General features: G+C 65.5%; 18 protein-coding genes. 5 read left to right on the plus strand and 13 right to left on the minus strand.

Translation table 11 applies throughout. The features are described from left to right. The 5 genes from ACEQXV_RS02120 to ACEQXV_RS02140 all read right to left on the minus strand — a co-directional run. A partial coding sequence (locus tag ACEQXV_RS02120; protein WP_370267666.1) for an enoyl-CoA hydratase/isomerase family protein occupies positions 1-293 on the minus strand: 293 nt, incomplete at its 3' end. 1 nt (position 294) lies between these two features. After that, positions 295-1,590, minus strand: coding sequence for a phenylacetate--CoA ligase family protein (locus tag ACEQXV_RS02125; RefSeq protein WP_370267668.1), 1,296 nt, complete (start codon positions 1,588-1,590; stop codon positions 295-297). Further along, entirely contained in the window at positions 1,587-2,246 is a 660-nt protein-coding gene (locus ACEQXV_RS02130; RefSeq protein WP_370255090.1) for a TetR/AcrR family transcriptional regulator, read from the minus strand. The genes ACEQXV_RS02125 and ACEQXV_RS02130 overlap by 4 nt, the downstream gene beginning before the upstream one ends. 73 nt (positions 2,247-2,319) lie before the next feature. After that, positions 2,320-2,880 carry a peptidoglycan-binding protein gene (locus tag ACEQXV_RS02135; RefSeq protein WP_370267670.1) on the minus strand — a complete coding sequence of 187 codons (561 nt, stop codon included), beginning with the start codon at positions 2,878-2,880 and terminating at the stop codon, positions 2,320-2,322. Between the two features lie 93 nt (positions 2,881-2,973). Continuing rightward, positions 2,974-3,333, minus strand: coding sequence for an OB-fold nucleic acid binding domain-containing protein (locus tag ACEQXV_RS02140; RefSeq protein ID WP_370267672.1), 360 nt, complete (start codon positions 3,331-3,333; stop codon positions 2,974-2,976). Between the two features lie 135 nt (positions 3,334-3,468). Here ACEQXV_RS02140 and ACEQXV_RS02145 point away from each other — a divergent pair, with 135 nt between their 5' ends. Both ACEQXV_RS02145 and ACEQXV_RS02150 read left to right on the plus strand, forming a co-directional pair. After that, positions 3,469-3,789, plus strand: a complete 321-nt coding sequence (locus ACEQXV_RS02145; protein ID WP_370267673.1) for a 2Fe-2S iron-sulfur cluster-binding protein — start codon at positions 3,469-3,471, stop codon at positions 3,787-3,789. Next, positions 3,789-4,583, plus strand: a complete 795-nt coding sequence (locus ACEQXV_RS02150; protein ID WP_370267674.1) for an FG-GAP repeat domain-containing protein — start codon at positions 3,789-3,791, stop codon at positions 4,581-4,583. Before ACEQXV_RS02145 ends, ACEQXV_RS02150 begins: the two co-directional genes overlap by 1 nt. 149 nt (positions 4,584-4,732) lie before the next feature. On the opposite strand, the gene ACEQXV_RS02155 is transcribed toward ACEQXV_RS02150, so the two are convergent. From ACEQXV_RS02155 to ACEQXV_RS02170, 4 genes are read right to left on the minus strand one after another with little or no spacing between them, the layout of a single operon-like run. After that, entirely contained in the window at positions 4,733-4,978 is a 246-nt protein-coding gene (locus ACEQXV_RS02155; RefSeq protein WP_370267676.1) for a MoaD/ThiS family protein, read from the minus strand. After that, entirely contained in the window at positions 4,978-7,221 is a 2,244-nt protein-coding gene (locus ACEQXV_RS02160) for a xanthine dehydrogenase family protein molybdopterin-binding subunit (RefSeq protein WP_370267677.1), read from the minus strand. The genes ACEQXV_RS02155 and ACEQXV_RS02160 overlap by 1 nt, the downstream gene beginning before the upstream one ends. Next, positions 7,221-7,703 carry a (2Fe-2S)-binding protein gene (locus tag ACEQXV_RS02165; RefSeq protein ID WP_370267678.1) on the minus strand — a complete coding sequence of 161 codons (483 nt, stop codon included), beginning with the start codon at positions 7,701-7,703 and terminating at the stop codon, positions 7,221-7,223. The genes ACEQXV_RS02160 and ACEQXV_RS02165 overlap by 1 nt, the downstream gene beginning before the upstream one ends. Continuing rightward, positions 7,700-8,566 carry a xanthine dehydrogenase family protein subunit M gene (locus ACEQXV_RS02170; RefSeq protein WP_370253782.1) on the minus strand — a complete coding sequence of 289 codons (867 nt, stop codon included), beginning with the start codon at positions 8,564-8,566 and terminating at the stop codon, positions 7,700-7,702. Before ACEQXV_RS02170 ends, ACEQXV_RS02165 begins: the two co-directional genes overlap by 4 nt. A gap of 923 nt (positions 8,567-9,489) precedes the next feature. Between ACEQXV_RS02170 and ACEQXV_RS02175 the strand changes: the two genes are divergently transcribed. Both ACEQXV_RS02175 and ACEQXV_RS02180 read left to right on the plus strand, forming a co-directional pair. Further along, positions 9,490-10,254: a hypothetical protein gene (locus ACEQXV_RS02175; protein ID WP_372525078.1), complete on the plus strand. Its 765-nt coding sequence runs from the start codon at positions 9,490-9,492 to the stop codon at positions 10,252-10,254. A gap of 90 nt (positions 10,255-10,344) precedes the next feature. Next, entirely contained in the window at positions 10,345-10,893 is a 549-nt protein-coding gene (locus ACEQXV_RS02180; RefSeq protein ID WP_370267681.1) for a hypothetical protein, read from the plus strand. Between the two features lie 54 nt (positions 10,894-10,947). Here ACEQXV_RS02180 and ACEQXV_RS02185 read toward each other — a convergent pair whose 3' ends face one another. Further along, on the minus strand, positions 10,948-11,250 hold the full coding sequence (locus ACEQXV_RS02185) for a hypothetical protein (RefSeq protein WP_370253785.1): 303 nt from the start codon (positions 11,248-11,250) through the stop codon (positions 10,948-10,950). 467 nt (positions 11,251-11,717) lie between these two features. Between ACEQXV_RS02185 and ACEQXV_RS02190 the strand changes: the two genes are divergently transcribed. Next, a complete protein-coding gene (locus ACEQXV_RS02190) occupies positions 11,718-13,418 on the plus strand; it encodes a methyltransferase domain-containing protein (protein ID WP_370267682.1) in 1,701 nt (566 codons plus the stop codon). On the opposite strand, the gene ACEQXV_RS02195 is transcribed toward ACEQXV_RS02190, so the two are convergent. Genes ACEQXV_RS02195 through ACEQXV_RS02205 form a run of 3 tightly spaced genes read right to left on the minus strand, consistent with a single transcriptional unit; the run spans position 13,408 to position 17,887 of the window. Then, the gene (locus ACEQXV_RS02195) at positions 13,408-13,959 is read right to left on the minus strand and encodes a hypothetical protein (protein WP_370267683.1); all 552 of its coding nucleotides are present in this window, start codon (positions 13,957-13,959) and stop codon (positions 13,408-13,410) included. The genes ACEQXV_RS02190 and ACEQXV_RS02195 overlap by 11 nt on opposite strands. Next, positions 13,956-15,629: a hypothetical protein gene (locus ACEQXV_RS02200; protein WP_370267684.1), complete on the minus strand. Its 1,674-nt coding sequence runs from the start codon at positions 15,627-15,629 to the stop codon at positions 13,956-13,958. The genes ACEQXV_RS02195 and ACEQXV_RS02200 overlap by 4 nt, the downstream gene beginning before the upstream one ends. Continuing rightward, a complete protein-coding gene (locus ACEQXV_RS02205; RefSeq protein ID WP_370267686.1) occupies positions 15,626-17,887 on the minus strand; it encodes a glycosyltransferase in 2,262 nt (753 codons plus the stop codon). Before ACEQXV_RS02205 ends, ACEQXV_RS02200 begins: the two co-directional genes overlap by 4 nt. Positions 17,888-17,959: the final 72 nt, after the last annotated feature.

Raw genomic sequence — 17,959 nt, forward strand, 5'->3', positions numbered from 1 at the left:
CAGATCGCCCGCGTCGCGGCCTGTATGAGATCGACCAGCGCCCGCGCCTCGGCCTCGCTTTCGGGGTGGGCATGATCCTGCCGGTCGTCGCCCGCGCAAAAGGCACGACCCTCGCCGGTGAAGATGATCGCGCGGGTATGCGGGCAGGCATTGGCATCGTCGAAGGCGCGGGTCACGTCACGGATCAGCGCGGGGTTCATGGCGTTCAGCCGCTCGGGGCGATTGAGGGCAATCCGTCTGACGCCATCTTCTATAAGATCGCTTCGCACCGTGTCATAGGTGAAACCGGTCATCTCAATACTCCCTCAGCACGCGTTTGGTCTTGCCTTCGGTCACGGGGAAGGTCCCATGCGGCACCAGCGTGACCCGTGCCGTGGCCCCGAGGTTGCGTTTCATGGCGGCTTCGACCTCGGCCTTCAGCGCGTCGCTGGTTTCGCGCCCTTTCGCCAGTTCCACCGTGATCGGCAGGGCGTCATAGGGCGGCGGGGCGTCCAGCACGATCCGGTAGTCGCCTGACAGGGCCTCCATTCCGCTTAGAACCGCGGCGACCATGGTGGGGAAGAGGTTCAGCCCCCGCACCACCACCATGTCGTCGCTGCGCCCCACCACGCGGAAGCGGAAGCCGTGGCGCCCGCATTGGCAAGGCTCGGTCTCGTCGATGGCGATGATGTCGCCGGTGCGGAACCTGACCAGCGGCTGACAGTCGCGCGCGAGGTGCGTCAGCACCAGTTCGCCTTCCACGCCCGCCGCGATCGGCAGCGGGGCCTTGGTTTCGGGGTCGATCAGTTCCGGCCACAGGACATCGGCGGCCATGTAATGCAGCCGCGTGTCATGTTCACATTGCGCGGCGAAGTTGGAAAACACATCCGACACGCCGTAATTGGCGTTTCGCGGCTCCATCCCCCAGGTCTCGCGGATGCGATCCCTCAGGGCCGGGTCATCGAGCCCCGGTTCCCCGCCGAACAGCCCCAGCTTCAGGCCAAGATCACGCGGGCGCATCCCCATCCCCTCCAGCACCCGTTCCAGAACGGCGGGGTAGGAAGGCGTGCAGGAGATTGCGTTGATGCCGACCTCCTGGATCGTGCGGATCAGAAGCTCGGTCGATCCGACGCCGAAGGGCACCACCAGCGCACCGGTGGCCTCCAGCGTCATGTGATCGGTCACGCCACCCATCCACATCTGGTAGTTCAGGCAATGCACCACCGTGTGATCGGGCGTCAGCCCGGCAGAGGACTGGCAGCGTCCGCCTACGGTGCCGGTGATGGCGCTGTCGCGCGCCGACATGGCGAGGTTCATGGCCTGCCCCGTGGTGCCCGAGGTCCGGTGCAGGCGGTTGGCCTGACGGCGCGGTGCGGCGAGGTAGTCACCGAAGGGCGGGTGCGCGGCCTGGGACAGGCGCAGCCCCGCCTTGTCCGACAAGGGCAGCGCGGGCAGGTCCCGAAGGTCCTCTGGCGGTGTGACCCCCTTCCAGAGTGCCTGATAAAACGCTGAATTCCCGGCCACATGGGCGCGCTGCGCGGCCCATGCATCCTGCTGCGCGGGCAGCAATTCCCCTGCCGATAGAAACTCGGCCCCGTCGATCAGGCTCATCCGCCCATCCCCCTTTCCCAGATATGGGTCAATGTCCGGGTCAGAGCGGCCCGGTCCTGGCTGATCTCGCGCACCAGCGGATCGGAGCCGAAATGCAGCGTGATCAGGTATTGGTCGACCATGCCGCCAAGCGCATGGGCGCGGCGCGTGAGCTCGTCGCGCGGGGTGTCTCCGCGCTTTTCCCATGCCGCGACCACCGTGCCAGTCCACTCGGCGTTGAGCCGTTCGAAGGCGGCGCTGGCCTCGGGGAAGGCCTCCATCCGGGTCACGAGGCAGCGCATCAGCCCCTTGTTGGCCTCGAAGAGCCGAAGGTAGGCCGCCGTCGTCTGGTGAGAGCGGTCGGCGGGCGTCTGGCCTGCGCGCGACGCCTCTCGCATGCGGGCCTGAAGAAAGCCCACGAAGCCCGTGAGGGTTTCGGCAAGGGCGGCGCGCGTATCGGGGAAATAGGTGTAGAACGTGCCGTGGGCGCTGCCCGCCCTGCGGGCGATATCGGCCACTTTCAGATCGCCCGTCGGGATCTCGTCAAGAAGGCTGCACAGCGCCGCCTGCACCCTGGCCCTGGTGCGCGCAGCCTTGGCCCCGGTCCGCGCGCCCGCAAGCAGGGCAGAGCCGTAGCGATCGGGATCATCCTCGGTCTTCAGGGCAGGGGCAGGCATGGCATCTCCATTTCTGAAATTGACATCAATATCAAAAATGAGTCGTGTCAAGGAGCCATATGGGCCGCTCGTGTCAGTCGGCGTCGGACTCCAGCGCGCTGCGGGCCGCTTCCGGGTCCCACACGGCCAGCCCCAGGAGCCGCGCCGCCGCCAGCGACAGAACCCCGGAGTCGAGCCCCTGCGGGCGCTGGAACTCGCGGATGGCGGCGCGGGTGCGCCGGTCCATCTCTCCGGTGATCGCGCCGTGATAGAGGCCACGAGCGTCGAGCGCCCGTTGAACGGTGGCGATGAAGGCCGGATCATCCTGCGCGGCGCAGGGGGTTTCGAACCAGATCTCGCGCCGTTCCTCGACGATGCGCTGGCGCGTATCGGTGCGGTAGATCGCGGGCGCGCGCACGGACCCGTCGGCGGCAATCTCGGGCGGTTGCACCAGAACCTGTTCGGTCACTGTCTCGATCACCGCCGGGGTCACGTCCTGCGCGTAGCAGGCATCGGCGCGGGCGTTCTCGGGGCCCTCGCCGCGCGTGACGATGGTGCCGTCCTGTTCCAGAAGACGCGACACCTCTGCCCCGGGCATGGGCCCGCAGGCAGCGAGGCCCAGAAGGCCCGCGATCAGCAAAGGGGTCGGTTTCATCAGGTCGCCTTGGATCTGCTCGGGGTGCGGCCGCTGTTTCTCGGGCCGTCGGTTGCGCATAGGATACAGGGTTTTCGGCCCGAGGCAAAGCGCTCAACCCTCGGGGCGCGCCAGAAGCGCATCCAGCATGGGCGAGATATCCTCCACCTCTTCGGCGATGACGTTGATCACCCCGTGCCCGTGCTGCACCCGGCCCGTGACGCGCAGAAGTCGCCCGGCCACCACCGCCCGGCGAAACCGTTCGTAAACCTTGCGCCAGACCACCACGTTGCAGGTGCCGGTCTCGTCCTCCAGCGTCAGGAAGATGACCCCGTTGGCAGTGCCGGGCCGCTGGCGCACAAGGACCAGCCCGGCCACGGTCACCCGCGCGTTCTGCGGTGGCCGGTTTAGCCAGGCATGGGGCAGCGCCACGGGGGGGCGCGGCCAGTCGGGGGGGCGGATAGCGGGCTCCATGGGAACAAATATAGAACACGAGCGTGACGGCGCAAGCTGACGAATTTCCCTCGAAAAAGTGACGCATTCAGGCTGGCAAAGCGGGAATCGGGCCGCTACCTAAGGCCGGACGCAAGATTGAGGATCGGCAAGACCATGGCGAAAATTACCTATATCGAGTTCGGCGGCACCGAACATGTCGTCGACGTCCCCAACGGGCTGACCGTGATGGAAGGCGCGCGCGACAACAACATCCCCGGCATCGAGGCCGATTGCGGCGGCGCCTGCGCCTGCTCGACCTGCCACGTGCATGTGGACGCGTCCTGGAAGGACAAGCTGCCGGCGATGGATGCGATGGAAGAGGACATGCTGGAGTTCGCCTACGAGCCGGACGAATTCTCGCGCCTGACCTGCCAGTTGAAAGTGACAGACGAACTGGACGGGCTCATTGTGCGCATGCCCGAAAAGCAGATCTGATGAGGCGGGGGCTGGCACATGCGCTGGCCCTCTCGCTTTGGGCGCTCGTGGCCGGCGGCGCCGGAGCCTGCACGGTGGATCCCGCCAGCCAGACCGCTTACCCGGCCAGCCTGACGGTGGATCCGGACACGGGTGGCGCCATCGCCCGGGCCTGGTTCGACGATCCTGTCACGCGCTACCGCCATTTCGTGCTGGGGCGGCAGCATGAGCCCGAAACGCTCTGGGTCAATGCGCCGGGCAATCGCGGGCTCTGCGGTCACGCGCTGACGCTTGACGCTGATCATGTGTTCGAAGACGTGGCCCCGCGCCTCGCCGATCTCGACGGCGATGGCACGAACGAGGTCATCGTGGCGCGCAGCCACCGCCAACTCGGCGCACAGCTTGCCGTCTACCGCTGGAGCGGAACGGAACTCGTGCTCGCAGCCACTTCCCCTTATATCGGCCGCCCGCATCGCTGGCTGGCAATCGTCGGGGCGGCTGACCTGGATCGCGACGGGCGCATTGAGATTGCCTATGTCGACCGCCCCCACCTGGCCCGCACGCTCCGGGTCTGGCGATATCAGGATGGGACGCTCACCGAGGTGGCCGCGGTTGCCGGCCTGACCAATCACCGTATCGGCGAGGGCAGGATATCTTCAGCCCTGCGCGACTGCGCAACGGGGCCGGAGATTCTGACCGCCGACACGGACTGGTCCCGCCTTCTGGCCACGCGCCTCGATGGCAACAGGCTCGTCTCTCGCGATCTTGGACCCTGGTCGTCGGATGCGCTGGCCTCGGCCCTGACCTGTCGCTGACCGCTTCATTGTTCTGAAAATATCCCGGGGGAGTCGCCGCCAGGCGGCGGGGGCAGCGCCCCCAAACGTTTTCCGCTGCGGAAAACGCCCGCGATCCGCGTCGGATCGCGCGGTGTCGCCGCGGCCCGCAGGGCGCGGCGACGCCCATCTCAACCCCCGGCGGGCTTTTGCAGCAGGAAGACCTCGCTCTCCGGCCCGACCGGGTGATTGCGGCTGTTGGGAACGATGGTGCCATCGACGGCGACCGACACACCCCGCTTCAGCGCGGGTTCCAACCCCGGATGCGCCTTGATGAGCGCATCCAGCACCTGGCCGACGGTCGCCCCGTCAACTTCGACCATGTCTTTTCCGTCGGCCAGGGCGCGCAGCCCTGACCACAGGTGGACCTCGGCCATCAGCCCTTGCCCTGGATCGCCGCCAGAACGCGCGAGGGGCGCAGCGGCAGCTCGCAGATGCGCTTGCCGGTGGCGTCGCGCACGGCATTGGCAATCGCGGGCAAAGGCGGCGTGATGCCGGTTTCGCCCACGCCGCGCACCCCGTAGGGGTGACCGGGGTTCGGCACTTCGACGATCACGGTGTCGATCATCGGCAGGTCCGAGGCGACGGGAATCCGGTAGTCGAGGAAGACCGGGTTCTGCAACCGCCCGTCCTCGCCATAGATGTATTCCTCGTTCAGCGCCCATCCGATGCCCTGCGCCGCGCCGCCCTGGAACTGGCCTTCGACATAGGCAGGGTGAATGGCCTTGCCCGCGTCCTGCACCACCAGGTAGCGCAGGACGGTGGTGCGGCCCGTTTCCGGGTCCACCTCCACATCAACCACATGGGTGCCGAAGCTGCCGGAAAAGCCCGTGGGGCTGTCCTCGTAATGGCCCGAGATCGGCCCGCCGGTCGAGCCCATTTCGCCCGCCAGCTCCGCGATGCTGATCGGCTCGAACTCGCCCGCATTGGGGCCAGAGGGCTTGGCGCAGCCCTCTTCCCAGATCACCGCCTCCGCGTCGATGCCCCACTTGTCCGCGGCGCGCTTGCACAGCTTGCCGATGCATTCCTCGGCCGCCCGGATCGTGGCCAGCCCCGAGGCATAGGTCGCGCGGCTGCCATGGGTGGGTTCGTTCACGCCAAGCGCGCCGGTGTCCGACACGTTCACGCGCACGTTCTCATAGGGGATGCCAAAGGCCTCTGCCGCCATCAGCGCCATCGAGGCGCGGCTGCCGCCGATATCGGGGGTGCCGACCGAGACCGTCACCGTCCCGTCCTCGGAAATCGCAACGGAGGCAGAGGTTTCGCCGCCCCAGTTCATCCAGTAGCCCGAGGCCACGCCACGCCCCTGGTTGGGGCCGAGCGGCACGCTATAGTTGGGATGCGCCTTGGCCGCTTCCAGCGTTTCGACGAAGCCGATGGGGCCGTATTTGGGCCCGAAGGTCGCGCGGGTGCCTTCCTTCACGGCGTTCTTCAGGCGCGTGTCGATCGGGTCGAGCCCCAGTTCGCGGCAGAGTTCGTCGATCACGCTTTCGGTGGCAAAGGCCGCCATCGGCGCGCCCGGCGCGCGATAGGCCGCCTGCCGGGGCCGGTTCGACATCACGTCATAACCGGTGTGATGGACATGCTCGATATCGTAGTTGGCGAAGGCGAGCATGGTCGTCACGTCCACGGGCGCGCCGGGGAAAGCGCCGCCCTGCATGCGGAAGACACCGCTTGCCGCAGTGATCCTGCCCTCCTTTGTCATGCCGATCTTGACGTCCATCGAGGCCGAGGCGGTCGGGCCCGTTGCGCGCAGCACCTCGTTGCGCGTCATCACCATCTTGACCGGCTTTCCGCCCGCCTTGCGGCTCAGCGCCAGCGACAGGGGTTCGATGAAGATCGTGGTCTTGCCGCCGAAACCGCCGCCGATTTCCGAGGGCGTCACGCGGATATTGGTGGTCTCTATCCCCAGGACAGCGGTCGACATGCGGCGCATGAACCAGTGGCCCTGGGTGCAGACCCACAGCTCACCCCGACCGTCTGCACCCATCTGGCCAAGGCAGGCATGGGGTTCGATATACCCCTGATGCGCGGCCTCGGTCTTGAAGGTGCGCTCGATCACAAGGTCGGCTTCGGCAAAGCCCTTCTCCAGGTCGCCCCGGCCCGAGTCGAAATAACGCACCACGTTGGGATGCATCCCCTCGGGCACCGAGAAATCGGCAGCCCCTTCGCGGATCACCGGCGCGCCCTCGGCCATGGCGGCATCCACGTCGGTGACATGGGGCAGCACTTCGTAGGTCACTTCGATGAGCTTCGCTGCATCGCGGGCGATCAGCGGCGTGGTGGCGGCGACGGCGGCAACGGCGTGCCCGTCATAGAGCGCCTTTTCGCCCGCCATGCAGTTTTCCTGCAGGTCCCAGGCCTCGCCCTCCAGCCCCTCGGGGAAGTCGGCGCGGGTGATCACCGCCTTCACGCCGTCGAGCGCCAGCGCCCTGGTGGCGTCGATCTTCACGATCTTCGCATGGGCGTGGGGGCTGCGCACAACGGCGCCGTGCAACATGCCGGGCACGGAAATGTCTGCGCCATAACGCGCGCGGCCTGTCACCTTGTCGAGCCCGTCGGGGCGGTCGGGGCGGGTGCCGATATACTTGTAGTCCGTCTTCTGTCCGTCCAGAGCCATCACAACGCCTCCCGCATTTCCGCAGCCGCATCCATCACGGCGCGCACGATCTTGTCATAGCCGGTGCAGCGGCAAAGATTGCCGGCCAGCCAGTAGCGAATTTCCGTTTCCGTCGGGTCGGGGTTCCGTTCCAGAAGGTTCTTGGCCGCGACCAGGATGCCGGGTGTGCAGATCCCGCATTGCAGCGCCGCATGCTCGATGAACTTGCGTTGCAGCGGGTGCAGGGTTTCGCCCTCGGCGATGCCTTCCACGGTGCCGATCTCGGCGCCATCGGCCTCGACGCCCAATACGAGGCAGGAACAGACGAGCCGCCCGTCGAGCGTGACCGAGCAGGCCCCGCAGTCGCCGGTGCCGCATCCTTCCTTCACGCCCATCACGCCCAGGTGGTCGCGCAGGCAGTCGAGCAGGGTTTCGCGCGGATCGCACAGGTAATCGACCTCGTCGCCGTTCACGGTTGCGCTGACGTGAATACGCTTGGTCATGCGCTTTCTCCTTTCGCGCGGGCATAGGCGATTTTCGCGGCCCGCTTGGCCAGAACCCCGGCCACATGGGTGCGGAACTCGATCGTGCCGCGTTTGTCGGTGATGGGGGCACAGGCGGCAGAGGCCGCCGTGGCCAGCGCGTCGAGCGCGGCATCATCGAGCGTGGTGCCGATGATCGCTTCGGCGGCCTCGTTCACCAGCAACGCCGTGGGGGCAACCGCACCGAGCGAGACGCGCGCCTCTGTCACCGTGTCGCCATCAAGGCGCAGGTTCACCGCGCAGCCCACGACGGCAATGTCCATTTCCGTGCGCGGAATGAAGCGCAGGTAGGCGTCACCGCCATTCTGCCCCCGCGCGGGGATCGTCACGCCGGTGATCAACTCACCCTTGGCCAGTGTTGTCTTGCCGGGGCCGGCTGGGATGTCTTCCACCGCGACTTCGCGGCTGCCGCTTGGGCCGGTCACGGTGACGGTGCAGCCTGCCGCGATCATGCCCGGCACGCTGTCGGCAGCCGGAGAGCCGTTGCAGAGATTGCCAACCAGCGTCGCGCGGCCCTGCACCTGGGTTGACCCGATCAGGTCCATCCCTTCGACGAGTCCGGGCCAATCGGCCGAAAGCTCCGCATGTTCGGTCATCTCGGCACCGGCCACGGCCACGCCAAGGCGCCAGCCACCATCGGCGGTGCGCGTGATCTCTTTCACGCCCGAGATATGCTTGATGTCGATCAGATCATCGGGAGTCACGATATCGGCGCGCAATTGCACCAGAACGTCTGTTCCTCCGGCGAGGAACCGCGTGACGCCCGAGGCCCCGGCGGCAATGGCCGCGGCCTCTTCGAAACTCGAAGGTCTATGATATTTCATGCGAACTCCCTGACTGGTGCGCCGGGCGTGGCAGGCGGCCCGGCGTCTTTGCCTTACAGTAACCATGCCGGCGCGGATGTCGATGCACCGGAGGCGACAAATCCTGGCCGATTTTCTCCTTTGCGAAAGGACGGAAAAAGCCTTTCCCCGCTCTGCATGCAGCGGGAAAATATTCGATTTGTGAAACCTCTGTGTCAGTCGCCACGGTCCGGATCGACCGCCATGCTTCGGGTGTCGAATCGATCGGAGCCTCGCTCCGAATCAGTCTTTCGATGCGGCGGGCCTAGACTCGGATTCGGCCTGTTCGGCGCCGTGAAGAAGGATTGTTTCTGATTCGTGAACGAAGAATTTCCATATTTTCTACAGAAAGAATCGAAGGATACGTCAAATACCCGTTAGAGCAATAATTGCCGAACGCAATCAAGTGTTTGTGGCAGGATTTGGGCAGAAATATGTCCGGCAGGCTAGCTCGAATATCTTTAGTGAGTATGGCTTTCTTGATCTATGTCAAAGTATTATCTGACGGTCGATCGCTGGAATATATGTGTAATTCCTGTGTGCGAAGATTAAAGGTGTCTAACTTTCGGCACCAGGGAGCCTCAATCCCCAGTAGCGTCGCATCGGGTAACCAGTTGGAGCGAAGGCGATCATCGCACCAGGACACACAAACGTTTGCTCTTCTTTGGGAGAAAGCCATGGGTGTCAGGTTTTTCAGTTCAACAGTTGGCCTTGGATTGCTTTTGGCAACGGTCCCCTCTTACGCGACAGCGCAGGAAGCGGCTGCCGCGCTTATTGATCAAGACCTTTCCGCGCAGATCGACTTTCGGTCTTTGGCGTTCGGTTTGTGCTTTTCGCAGCCGACTTGCACCGTTGAGGGCGTGACCATTACGGCTGAACGTCGCGACGTCGCCGGAGATGGCTGGGTGCCCGCGCTCATCTATTGGGATCCGATGGATGGTCTTGGGGTGCTGGAAGGTGGCCAGAACGACGAGATTGATTTCGATGAACGGCTGACCGTCTCCTTTAACGGGCTGGAAACCGTGGAACGGGTCTGGCTGAGCGATCTCTTTATCGGCGAAGACCGCCGCTATGGCAGTTATGATCCCGCTGGTGACCCAGACGTGGAAACCGCCGGTATTCAGTTCATGCGCGGAGAAGCCATCGTCTCCGATATGACCGTGGACGGTATGAACATCCTGCCGCAAGACCCGTTCGACCAGATCGTGTCGTCGCAGTTCCGCGAGGACGGGGATCTCTATCGCCGTATCGTCGTGCGCGACAACGTCATCTCGGTGGTGGCCCCCGGCGCAAATTCCTGGGGTCGGACCGAGCTTCTGACCTTCCCGATCGACGAGATCGACGAGGACAAGCTGGCGATCTTCGAAGGGATCGAGACCACGGAGGTCGATCTGACCGACATCATTCTCGGGTTCAACGACGTGCCCCTGTTCTCGGCCGGTAGCCACAACGCCAACGTGATCCTCGCTGCGCTCGATGATGAGGCCCTGCTGCAAAGCCTGCGCGACACGGCCGAAGATGGCCGGGTCGTCGGGTCGCTCTCGAACGGGGAACTGGGTGTCGACATCACGCCCGCAACCCCCGCCACGGCGCTGAGCTTTGTCTCGGTCTTCGGCGGCAGCAACGACTTCTCGGTCGCCGGGATCGTGCTGGCGGGTACGCGCGGATAACGCCGGTCCCCGTCACGCGGGGCCGGACATGGAATTGCCAGACAGGATTGGAAGAACGTCATGGCAGGAAAAAGCAAACTTCTCGGAGCAATGAAGATCGTCAAACTCGTGATCCTGGGCTCTGCCCTGGCCACGCGGACGGCAACCGGTTCCTACACGGTCGAAGACCAGATCGCGAATGAACTGGCCTGGCTCAATGTCCGTCGCGACCTTGAAACCATGCAGCAGCCCTCGCAACTGCCGACGACGATTGTGCGGCTGGTGGCTGCGGGGCAGGGGCCGGAATTCGAAACCCGGATCCTGGCCAGCTACGCGGCAGTCCGGCCCGAGGCCCGGTCGCAGTTGGATGCCATGTGGATGGATCGGTTGGCCGATGAAGCGAGTTCCGCCACGCTGGACCGGTTTCTTGCCACGCGCGCCGTGGCGCTGGCCGAAGCCATGGGGATCGAGTCCGATAGCCTGGAAAGCGCCGATGACTGGGTGATGCTAGCCAACAACGGCAATGGCAACGGCAACGGCAACTATGACAACGAGAACAATGGCTGGGGGAATGGCGACCAGGACGCCCCTGGCGGGTCTGGCGATAACAATAACGCGGAAAACAGCGATAACACGCCGCCGCCGGGTCAGCAGCGCTAATGGCAACAGGCCCCGGTTCCGCCTGATGGAAGGCGCGAAGCGGGGCCGCTTGGCTTAGCTCGACAGGTTGCTCAGATGCGCGGAAAGGCTGCGCTCGCCATTGCCCGAAGCCACCAGGCAGGACAGCCCACGTTCGGGCAAGGTCACCAAGATGGTCCAGGACGTATGCGTATTGTTGGAATAGATCTCGAGCACGGCATTGTCGCGCGACAGCGCGTTGCCGTAGAGCGTTTCACCGAAGCGCTGGTTAAGCTGCTGAACCACGTGGTTCCGGTCTGCACAGGTCGACGCCGAGGCCGCAGATCCGACAGCCGCAATCAGGGCCGCAGTGGTCAGCATCTTGGTCAGTTTTCTCATGTCATCCCTCATCCACTTTGGGGCGGCAACTTTGCCTCGCAAGGCGGGACCGAGAGCGATCCCTGTTGCTCCGCCGATTTGTCAACTGTTGTCGAAGTACACACTAATTACGGCCCTCCGATGGTCTCTCGGAGGCGTTGTTCGGACAGCACAGGTCCGATCCATGTCTTGGCAGGAGAACTAAGGCTGCTCGCTCATTTGTTGTCCGCTTTTCCCCAACCGGGGAGGTTAGGCCATGCTCTCCGTATTCTCACAATACCTCATTTGGCGGAGAATCCTATCCGTTCGGATAGGTATTTGGTGTCCAACGTCCTGTCTGTCGGGGCCGAAAGATCGGAGGATATGCGAAATTCTGAATATAATTCTGCAAAAGACACCCGTAAGATAGTTGGCAATATTAAGTATCAGGCGGAGCAACTATCATGACTGTCCAGGATTGTGTCAGGAATGTGTCTTCCACCCCACGCATGACGTCTGATTCGGATCTGGCGCTGGTTGAAGAGGTTCTGAACGACCTCGCGCCGGACGCGACCCTGGTCGAACTCGGGCCATGGCTCGGGGGCGTAAGCGAAGTCCTAGCACGAGCCGGGCAGCTGCACGTTGTGGATAGCTTCATCTGGACAGCAGATCATGCCAAGCGGGTGCCGGGTCTGCTTGAAAAAGGGGACAGCTTTCGCGGCGTCTTCGAAAACCTGATGGCAGAGCGCGGGGTGGAGGTCACAGCACACGAAGCCACATTCGAGGCCTTTCGCTGGCAGGGTGGGCCAATCGCGTTTTGCATGATCGACAGCCCCAAGAAACCCGAGGCGCTGGCAGACTGCCTGCGCGCTGTGGCCACCGGCCTGGGCGAGGGCAGTCGCCTTGTCATCAAGAACGCCAATGCGCACGGCTATTTCGAGATGATGGACTTCGTGCAAGATCTCATCACTGCCGGGGCGATGCGGCTCTTGCAGGCCGATCCCGAAGGAGGCTGCAATTCCCTCGCTCTGGAGGTGAATGTCGACAGCGCAGAGCTTCTCGAGTTGCTGGAGCAACCCATCGAGCCCGCGCGCCTTTCTGCGCGCAAGGTTGACGGGGGTCTTGGGCATCTGGGCGCATACCAGCTCGGCCTGATCGCGCGGCTGGTGGAGCGGGGGCTTTGGGGCGACGCCTACGAGGTGCTTGCCAGGATGGAAGCAAGCCGGCGGATCTTGCGTGACTGGGACCGGCTGGAGCCGGACCTCGCCCGGTCTGGCATCGACCCTGAGCAGCTTGCCTGGTTTTCCGAGATCATGGCCGTGCAGCATGCCAAGGGGGGGCTGCCCCCGGCTCCGAAATCTTTCAAGGCCAGCGCCGCGCTCAGCCTGCGCGCCTTCTGGATCAACAATGCCGACAAGCCCTGGCGCGCACGCGCCTTCCACCCCGACGTGATCGAGCGGGCGCATGCCTTCGGCTACATGAACTGGGCCAACCAGGTGCAGGATCACGTGCGCGGTCAGTCGGTGCTCGACGTGGGCTGCGGGCCGGGTCTGCACGGGCTTGGCTACCTTGCTGCCGGGGCAAAAAGCTATCTTGGGCTGGACCCGATCATCGACCTGAACAGGGATCGGGTGAAGAACCTGAGCGCCCGTGCTCAGACAATGGCCTTTGGCTGGACCCCGGCAGAACTTGGCCGGATGCTGGAGCCGTGGGAGGTGCGCCCCGACCCGATCCAGGATCTGCCCGACGACCGTGTGTTCGACATCGCCGTCCTGCACAACGTGACCGAGCACCTGCTGCAGATCGACAGCGTGTTCGAGGCCATCGCGCGCAGGCTCAAGCCCGGGGGGCGGCTGCTCTACAATCACCACAATTTCTACGCCTGGAACGGGCATCACCTGCCGCCAAAGCGGGTCAGCGACATCAAGCCGGGCGACCCTGCCCAGGCCGAGATGATGGATTGGGGCCATGTGGAATACGATCCCGCACCCGAGCACTACATCGCGCGCGGGCTGAACCGGATCCGGCTCGATGACCTGATCGCCCTGACCGAGCGGTTCTTTGATATCGAAATCTGCGACGAGCGGCCTTCGCGCCCGGAAACCGGGCTTGGCCGCCTGACAGACGAGATCCGCGATCGCTATCCTTACCTGACCGACCGGGACTTCGAGACGCAGAACCTCTTCTGCCTCGCTCGGGTCAGGGGTTAGGCCCCGCGCGCTCCGCGATCAGCTTGCCCGATCCAAGCGCACGGATCTGCGTCACGCCATGGCGGGCATGAAGCCGCTCAAGCTCTGCCTCTGGGGGCCTTTCGCCGATATGTTCTAGCCCATACCCATAGCGCCCCAGAAGCGGGACCGCCTGGTAGTGGGAGCACAGGAACAAGAGCCGCGCGAAAGGTGTCTGGTATTGGGTCTTGAACAGCCCGGCCAGCGCGTTCGCCAGGGCGCTGCCCATCATCCCCTCGTCATGGATCGCGATGGCAGGCAGGGTGCTGCTCAGCCGTTCCTTCTGGATCGCCCCCGACGGCAAGGGAAGGCGCGGCAAGCGGTTGGAGGCTGCGGCTCTTGCGGCCCAATCGCAGCCGCTGGCGGCCCCGACATCGACGATATCCAGCGCGAAGGGCGGATCGGCAGAAAGCTCGGCCAGCAGCCTGCGCAGCTCGTGCCGGGCCAGCCGCTGCCTGAGCGCCGCGTTTTCCCGCGCAAGCTGCCCAAGGGCGCCCTGCAGGCTGTCGGCGTTGTCCGTCATGGCGCCCTCCCGTTCACGGCAAGCGCCAGAAGCGCGTGGGCCAGTTCTGCCGCCCCATCGCGCCAGTCAGGGCGGGTGTCGATACATGCCTTGCCGCACAGCGCGTCGAAGAAGCGCCGGACCTGGGGCAGGGGGCTTTCGGCTTCGGGCAGGTCCAGCGCCCATCCCTGCCGCGCCGCGTATTGGGCGCGACCCGGTTGATCGTCAAGCTGCGCGTGCCGCGTGGGCGCGAAGAGCACCGGACCCCGGTAAAGCTGCATCAGTTCGTGAAAGCTGTTGTAGCCCGCGGCCGAGATCACCCCGTCGAAGGCCTGAAGGCAGGGGGCGAGCGGGTAGCGGCTGATCGTGGTCATGCCGGTGCGCTCGGCAAGCTCCGGGTCCTCGGCAGCCAGCGGGGATCGCGCCCAGACAAGGGTGGTCCGGGCGGTCTGCGCCTCATGCACCAGCGTGCGCAGCAGCAGTTCCCAATCCCCGAAGGCATCGCCGCCAAGCGAGACCAGGCAAAACCGCCCCCGACCAAGTCCGAGCGCCCGGCGCGCGGCGCGGCGGTCCAGCATGTCCCCCGGCCGGGTCAGCGTGACCGGGGCCGTTCGCGCCATGGTGGCGAAGCCGCCCGTCCGCGCGTGGCGGTTGCGGGTCAGGCCCCGGTCGTCCCCGGACGCAAGGTCACCCGGCTCGATCACCAGATCGACGAGGGTTTCGGCCTCCAGCGCATCGAGCCCCACGCCCGGCTGCCACATGCCGCGTCGCACCAGCGCCAACCGGGCGCTGCCGCTGCCCGGTCGGGCCATCGCCTCGACGATGAAGCGGTCGACCTGGCTGCCATCCTGCACCACCAGGTCTGGCTGGACATCCGCAAGGGCTGCCGCGAAATCCTCGCTTTCCCACCGCAGCCAGGCGTCCGGGTCGGCCTGAAGATGCTGCGCGGTCTGGCGCAGGGTGACGTCGAAGCCGTGGCGCGCGATGATCCCCGCAGCGCGCGAAAAGCTCCAGAAGAGCACCCGCGCGCCGTCCCGGTCACGCAGGCTGCGGGCCACCGCCAGCATGCGGGTCACGTGCCCCAGGCCAATGCCGTTGGGCACCACGATGACGATGACGGGCGGTCGGTCGGTGGTGGCCAAGGGCGAAGTGCCCTCTCCATTGGCGAAGGCCGCAAGGTCCATCAGGTCCGGGTCGCTGGCCTCTGCCGAAAGGCCCGCCAGACGGCGCAAGCGCGCGAGGTTGTAGCGTCGCGCCAGCAGCGGGGGCGTATTGCCTTCCCGCACCAGAAGCGGACCGTCGCCCTGCAGAAGCTGCAGGCGGCGCGGGCCGTGATAACGTTTCGGCATCGGGGGCAGGGGAGAGACAGGCCGCCCGATCCGGTCCGACAGGGCCTGGGCCGCGGGTTCCGTCAGCGCCGCAAGCCGGACATCCTGCGGCCCGGTCTCCAGCAAGGTCGCCAGCAAATCTAGGCTTTCCTGCCATTCCTTCCCGGTCGATCGACCGTCGCGACGCAGGATGATGGTCACAGGGCCGTCATGAGCTGCAAGCGCGGGCCAATGGGCCAGGGCGGCCTCTTGCGAGGGCAGGATCATCGTGTGCTGCCCCCCCAACCCGTCATGCTCTGCCAGCAACTGGATCAGCGGGTCCCCCTGTGGGGTAGGCAGCAGGATGGGGCGGGGCGCGGTCATGACGTCCCCCCGTAAAGATCGAGCGCAAGCTGTGCCAGCGCGCTCATCGAGTAACGCTCCCGTATGAAGGCCACGCGTCCCTCGCGCGGGGCGGATAGCGCGCCGGGCAGCCAGGCCGCCAGCGCATCGGCGGCCTCTTCTGCCCCGATGTCCGCCCGCATCAATAGCCCTGCATCCGGCCCCCTGCGATGCAGCGCGTCGCGCACCCCGCCCACATCGCAGGCCGCCACCGGAAGGCCGCAGGCCTGGGCTTCGAGGACCACGTTGGGGGTGCCCTCGACCGATGACATCAGCAGCATCGCGTCGCTGTCGCGGTAGATACCGGAAGGATCGGTCTGCGGTGCGTCGATCCGCAGGTCCTCCAGCCCAAGGCGCAGCGCCTGCCGGTTCACCTCGTCGATCAGGGGGCCGGTGCCGACGATCCGGGGGGCAAGCGCGATCCCGTGGCGCTGACGCAGCGCTGCCACCGTTTCCAGCCACAGCAGCGGGCGCTTGTTGGGCACGATGCGAAAGAGCCCCACCAGCCGGATGGGCCCATCCTCGCGGACCTTGGCCGGGGCTGGCGAGAAGCGACGCTCGTCCACTGCGTAGGCAAGGACCTCGACCTTTCCCGTCGGAAGGCCGAGCCAATCTTCGTAGTCGCGCGCGCCCGCCGTGGCATTGGCCGTCATCCGAACGGTCGGGCTCTTGATCAATTCGCGATAGACGGCGCGCGAGACACGGGTGGAGCTGTCGCCGCGTTTCTCGGGGCGCATGTTGCGCGCGCTCAGCACGATGCGCGGGATGGCCAGCATCTGGCCCACGATCCCCGCCGCCATCGCCGAACGGTCCTGCCAGCCATGCAGCACCGCCGGGCCGAGGCGCTGCGCAAGCTGCCACAGTGCCAGCACATCGCCGCGCAGGGGCGTTGGCAGCATGGCGATGCGGTTGCGCTGCGCGTCGGGCAAGAGCAGCGGATCGACCGTCATTCGCGACAGGTCATGCACGTGGATGCCAAGCGCCTTCAGGTCGTCCTCGAAATGGGCGTGACGCCGATCCCGCTCGATCGACATCAGCGCCGCGTGCAGCCGGTCAGGGGCTATTCCGTTTTCACACAGCGCGCGTGCCAGCATCACGAACTGGCGTTCGGCCCCGCCCGCGGCAAGGGTGGAATTGACCAGCAGGATCGGGTCTTCGGCGCGCAGGCGTGGCGGCCAGCCCGGCGGCAGGGCCTCGGTGTCGCTGCCGGCGCGGATGGGAAAGAGGATCTCGGGGCTGCAAATCGACAGCGCCTCTTCCATCCCTCCTGGCATGGCCCGGGCGGATCCCGGACCAAACCCGTTGCGACGCAGAAGGTTCTTGGCTGCAGCACCGATCGGGATGCCTTCTCGCCATAGCCACAGCACCAGCCCGACGCAGCCTTCATCCATCAAAAGCGCCGCGATCTCTTCGGCGTCGCGGCCCGTCAGCCCCGGATCGGCGGGCAGGCTCGAAACCAGCTGTTCCAAAAGGCGGGACTGTCCCAGCAGAACGGCGAGGCGCATTTTCTGAAGCGGGTTGGTTTCCGTTTTCAAAAGCGTTGCGGCATGGGCCATGGCACCTGCCTCGTCCCCAAGCCTGCGGTGAAGGCGCACGAGGCGGGTCAGCCCCTGGCCACGCATGGCAGCGTCGCCGCTCAACTGGGCCTGAACCACGGCGCTGGCCGTCGCCAGGTCGCCCATGCCTTCCGCAATCCAGGTCAGCCGGTTGGTAAACCGCCTGTCGTCGGGAAAGCGCGCCTGCGCGGCCTCGCAACGCGCGCGGGCCAGCGCCAGTTCTCCGATTCCGCGCAATGTGTCCACCGCCAGAAGTGCGGTGTCGGCATCGGAGCTTTCCACCCCGTCGAGGCAAGCGAGGGCCGCCGCGCGGTCCTTCGCGGCCAGTGCAACACCAAGCAGGATGCGCGCCTCGGGTGATGAGGGGAGGTGGCCGAACTGGTCTTCGATATAGGCGCGGGCCCGGTCTGGTTGGTTGTCCTTCAGGGCGTGACGTGCTTCGCGCAAGGCAATGTCGGGGCTGCGGACCCCGGCGCGCAGCAGCGCCTGTCTCAGCCTGTGGGCTAGCAATAGTTCGCCCGCACGCGCGGCGCGCCGTTCGAGGTATTCCCAAAGACCGGGATGGCTTTCCGCATCGAAGCCGGTTTCGAGCAGCCGCAAATGCGCCGAAGAAAACTGTTGCGCCTCGCACAGTTCGACAAGCTCAAGCCGGATCGCACCGGCGCTGACGTCAGGTTTCGTCACACCCAAGGGCACTGATCCACGATGAACTATTTTCAAGGTCAACTATGGATCGGATGTCGTCACAGGACAACA

It is taken from the genome of Nioella sp. (assembly GCF_964229645.1).
In the GTDB taxonomy this organism is placed as follows: domain Bacteria; phylum Pseudomonadota; class Alphaproteobacteria; order Rhodobacterales; family Rhodobacteraceae; genus Nioella.

Excerpts from the sequence above, each read along its gene's own strand:
- ACEQXV_RS02135 (WP_370267670.1), bottom strand. The coding sequence starts at position 2,880 with ATGAAACCGACCCCTTTGCTGATCGCGGGCCTTCTGGGCCTCGCTGCC.
- ACEQXV_RS02130 (WP_370255090.1), bottom strand. The coding sequence starts at position 2,246 with ATGCCTGCCCCTGCCCTGAAGACCGAGGATGATCCCGATCGCTACGGC.
- ACEQXV_RS02170 (WP_370253782.1), bottom strand. The coding sequence starts at position 8,566 with ATGAAATATCATAGACCTTCGAGTTTCGAAGAGGCCGCGGCCATTGCC.
- ACEQXV_RS02155 (WP_370267676.1), bottom strand. The coding sequence starts at position 4,978 with ATGGCCGAGGTCCACCTGTGGTCAGGGCTGCGCGCCCTGGCCGACGGA.
- ACEQXV_RS02125 (WP_370267668.1), bottom strand. The coding sequence starts at position 1,590 with ATGAGCCTGATCGACGGGGCCGAGTTTCTATCGGCAGGGGAATTGCTG.
- ACEQXV_RS02150 (WP_370267674.1), top strand. The coding sequence starts at position 3,789 with ATGAGGCGGGGGCTGGCACATGCGCTGGCCCTCTCGCTTTGGGCGCTC.
- ACEQXV_RS02140 (WP_370267672.1), bottom strand. The coding sequence starts at position 3,333 with ATGGAGCCCGCTATCCGCCCCCCCGACTGGCCGCGCCCCCCCGTGGCG.
- ACEQXV_RS02165 (WP_370267678.1), bottom strand. The coding sequence starts at position 7,703 with ATGACCAAGCGTATTCACGTCAGCGCAACCGTGAACGGCGACGAGGTC.
- ACEQXV_RS02195 (WP_370267683.1), bottom strand. The coding sequence starts at position 13,959 with ATGACGGACAACGCCGACAGCCTGCAGGGCGCCCTTGGGCAGCTTGCG.
- ACEQXV_RS02145 (WP_370267673.1), top strand. The coding sequence starts at position 3,469 with ATGGCGAAAATTACCTATATCGAGTTCGGCGGCACCGAACATGTCGTC.
- ACEQXV_RS02190 (WP_370267682.1), top strand. The coding sequence starts at position 11,718 with ATGACGTCTGATTCGGATCTGGCGCTGGTTGAAGAGGTTCTGAACGAC.
- ACEQXV_RS02200 (WP_370267684.1), bottom strand. The coding sequence starts at position 15,629 with ATGACCGCGCCCCGCCCCATCCTGCTGCCTACCCCACAGGGGGACCCG.
- ACEQXV_RS02160 (WP_370267677.1), bottom strand. The coding sequence starts at position 7,221 with ATGGCTCTGGACGGACAGAAGACGGACTACAAGTATATCGGCACCCGC.
- ACEQXV_RS02180 (WP_370267681.1), top strand. The coding sequence starts at position 10,345 with ATGAAGATCGTCAAACTCGTGATCCTGGGCTCTGCCCTGGCCACGCGG.
- ACEQXV_RS02185 (WP_370253785.1), bottom strand. The coding sequence starts at position 11,250 with ATGAGAAAACTGACCAAGATGCTGACCACTGCGGCCCTGATTGCGGCT.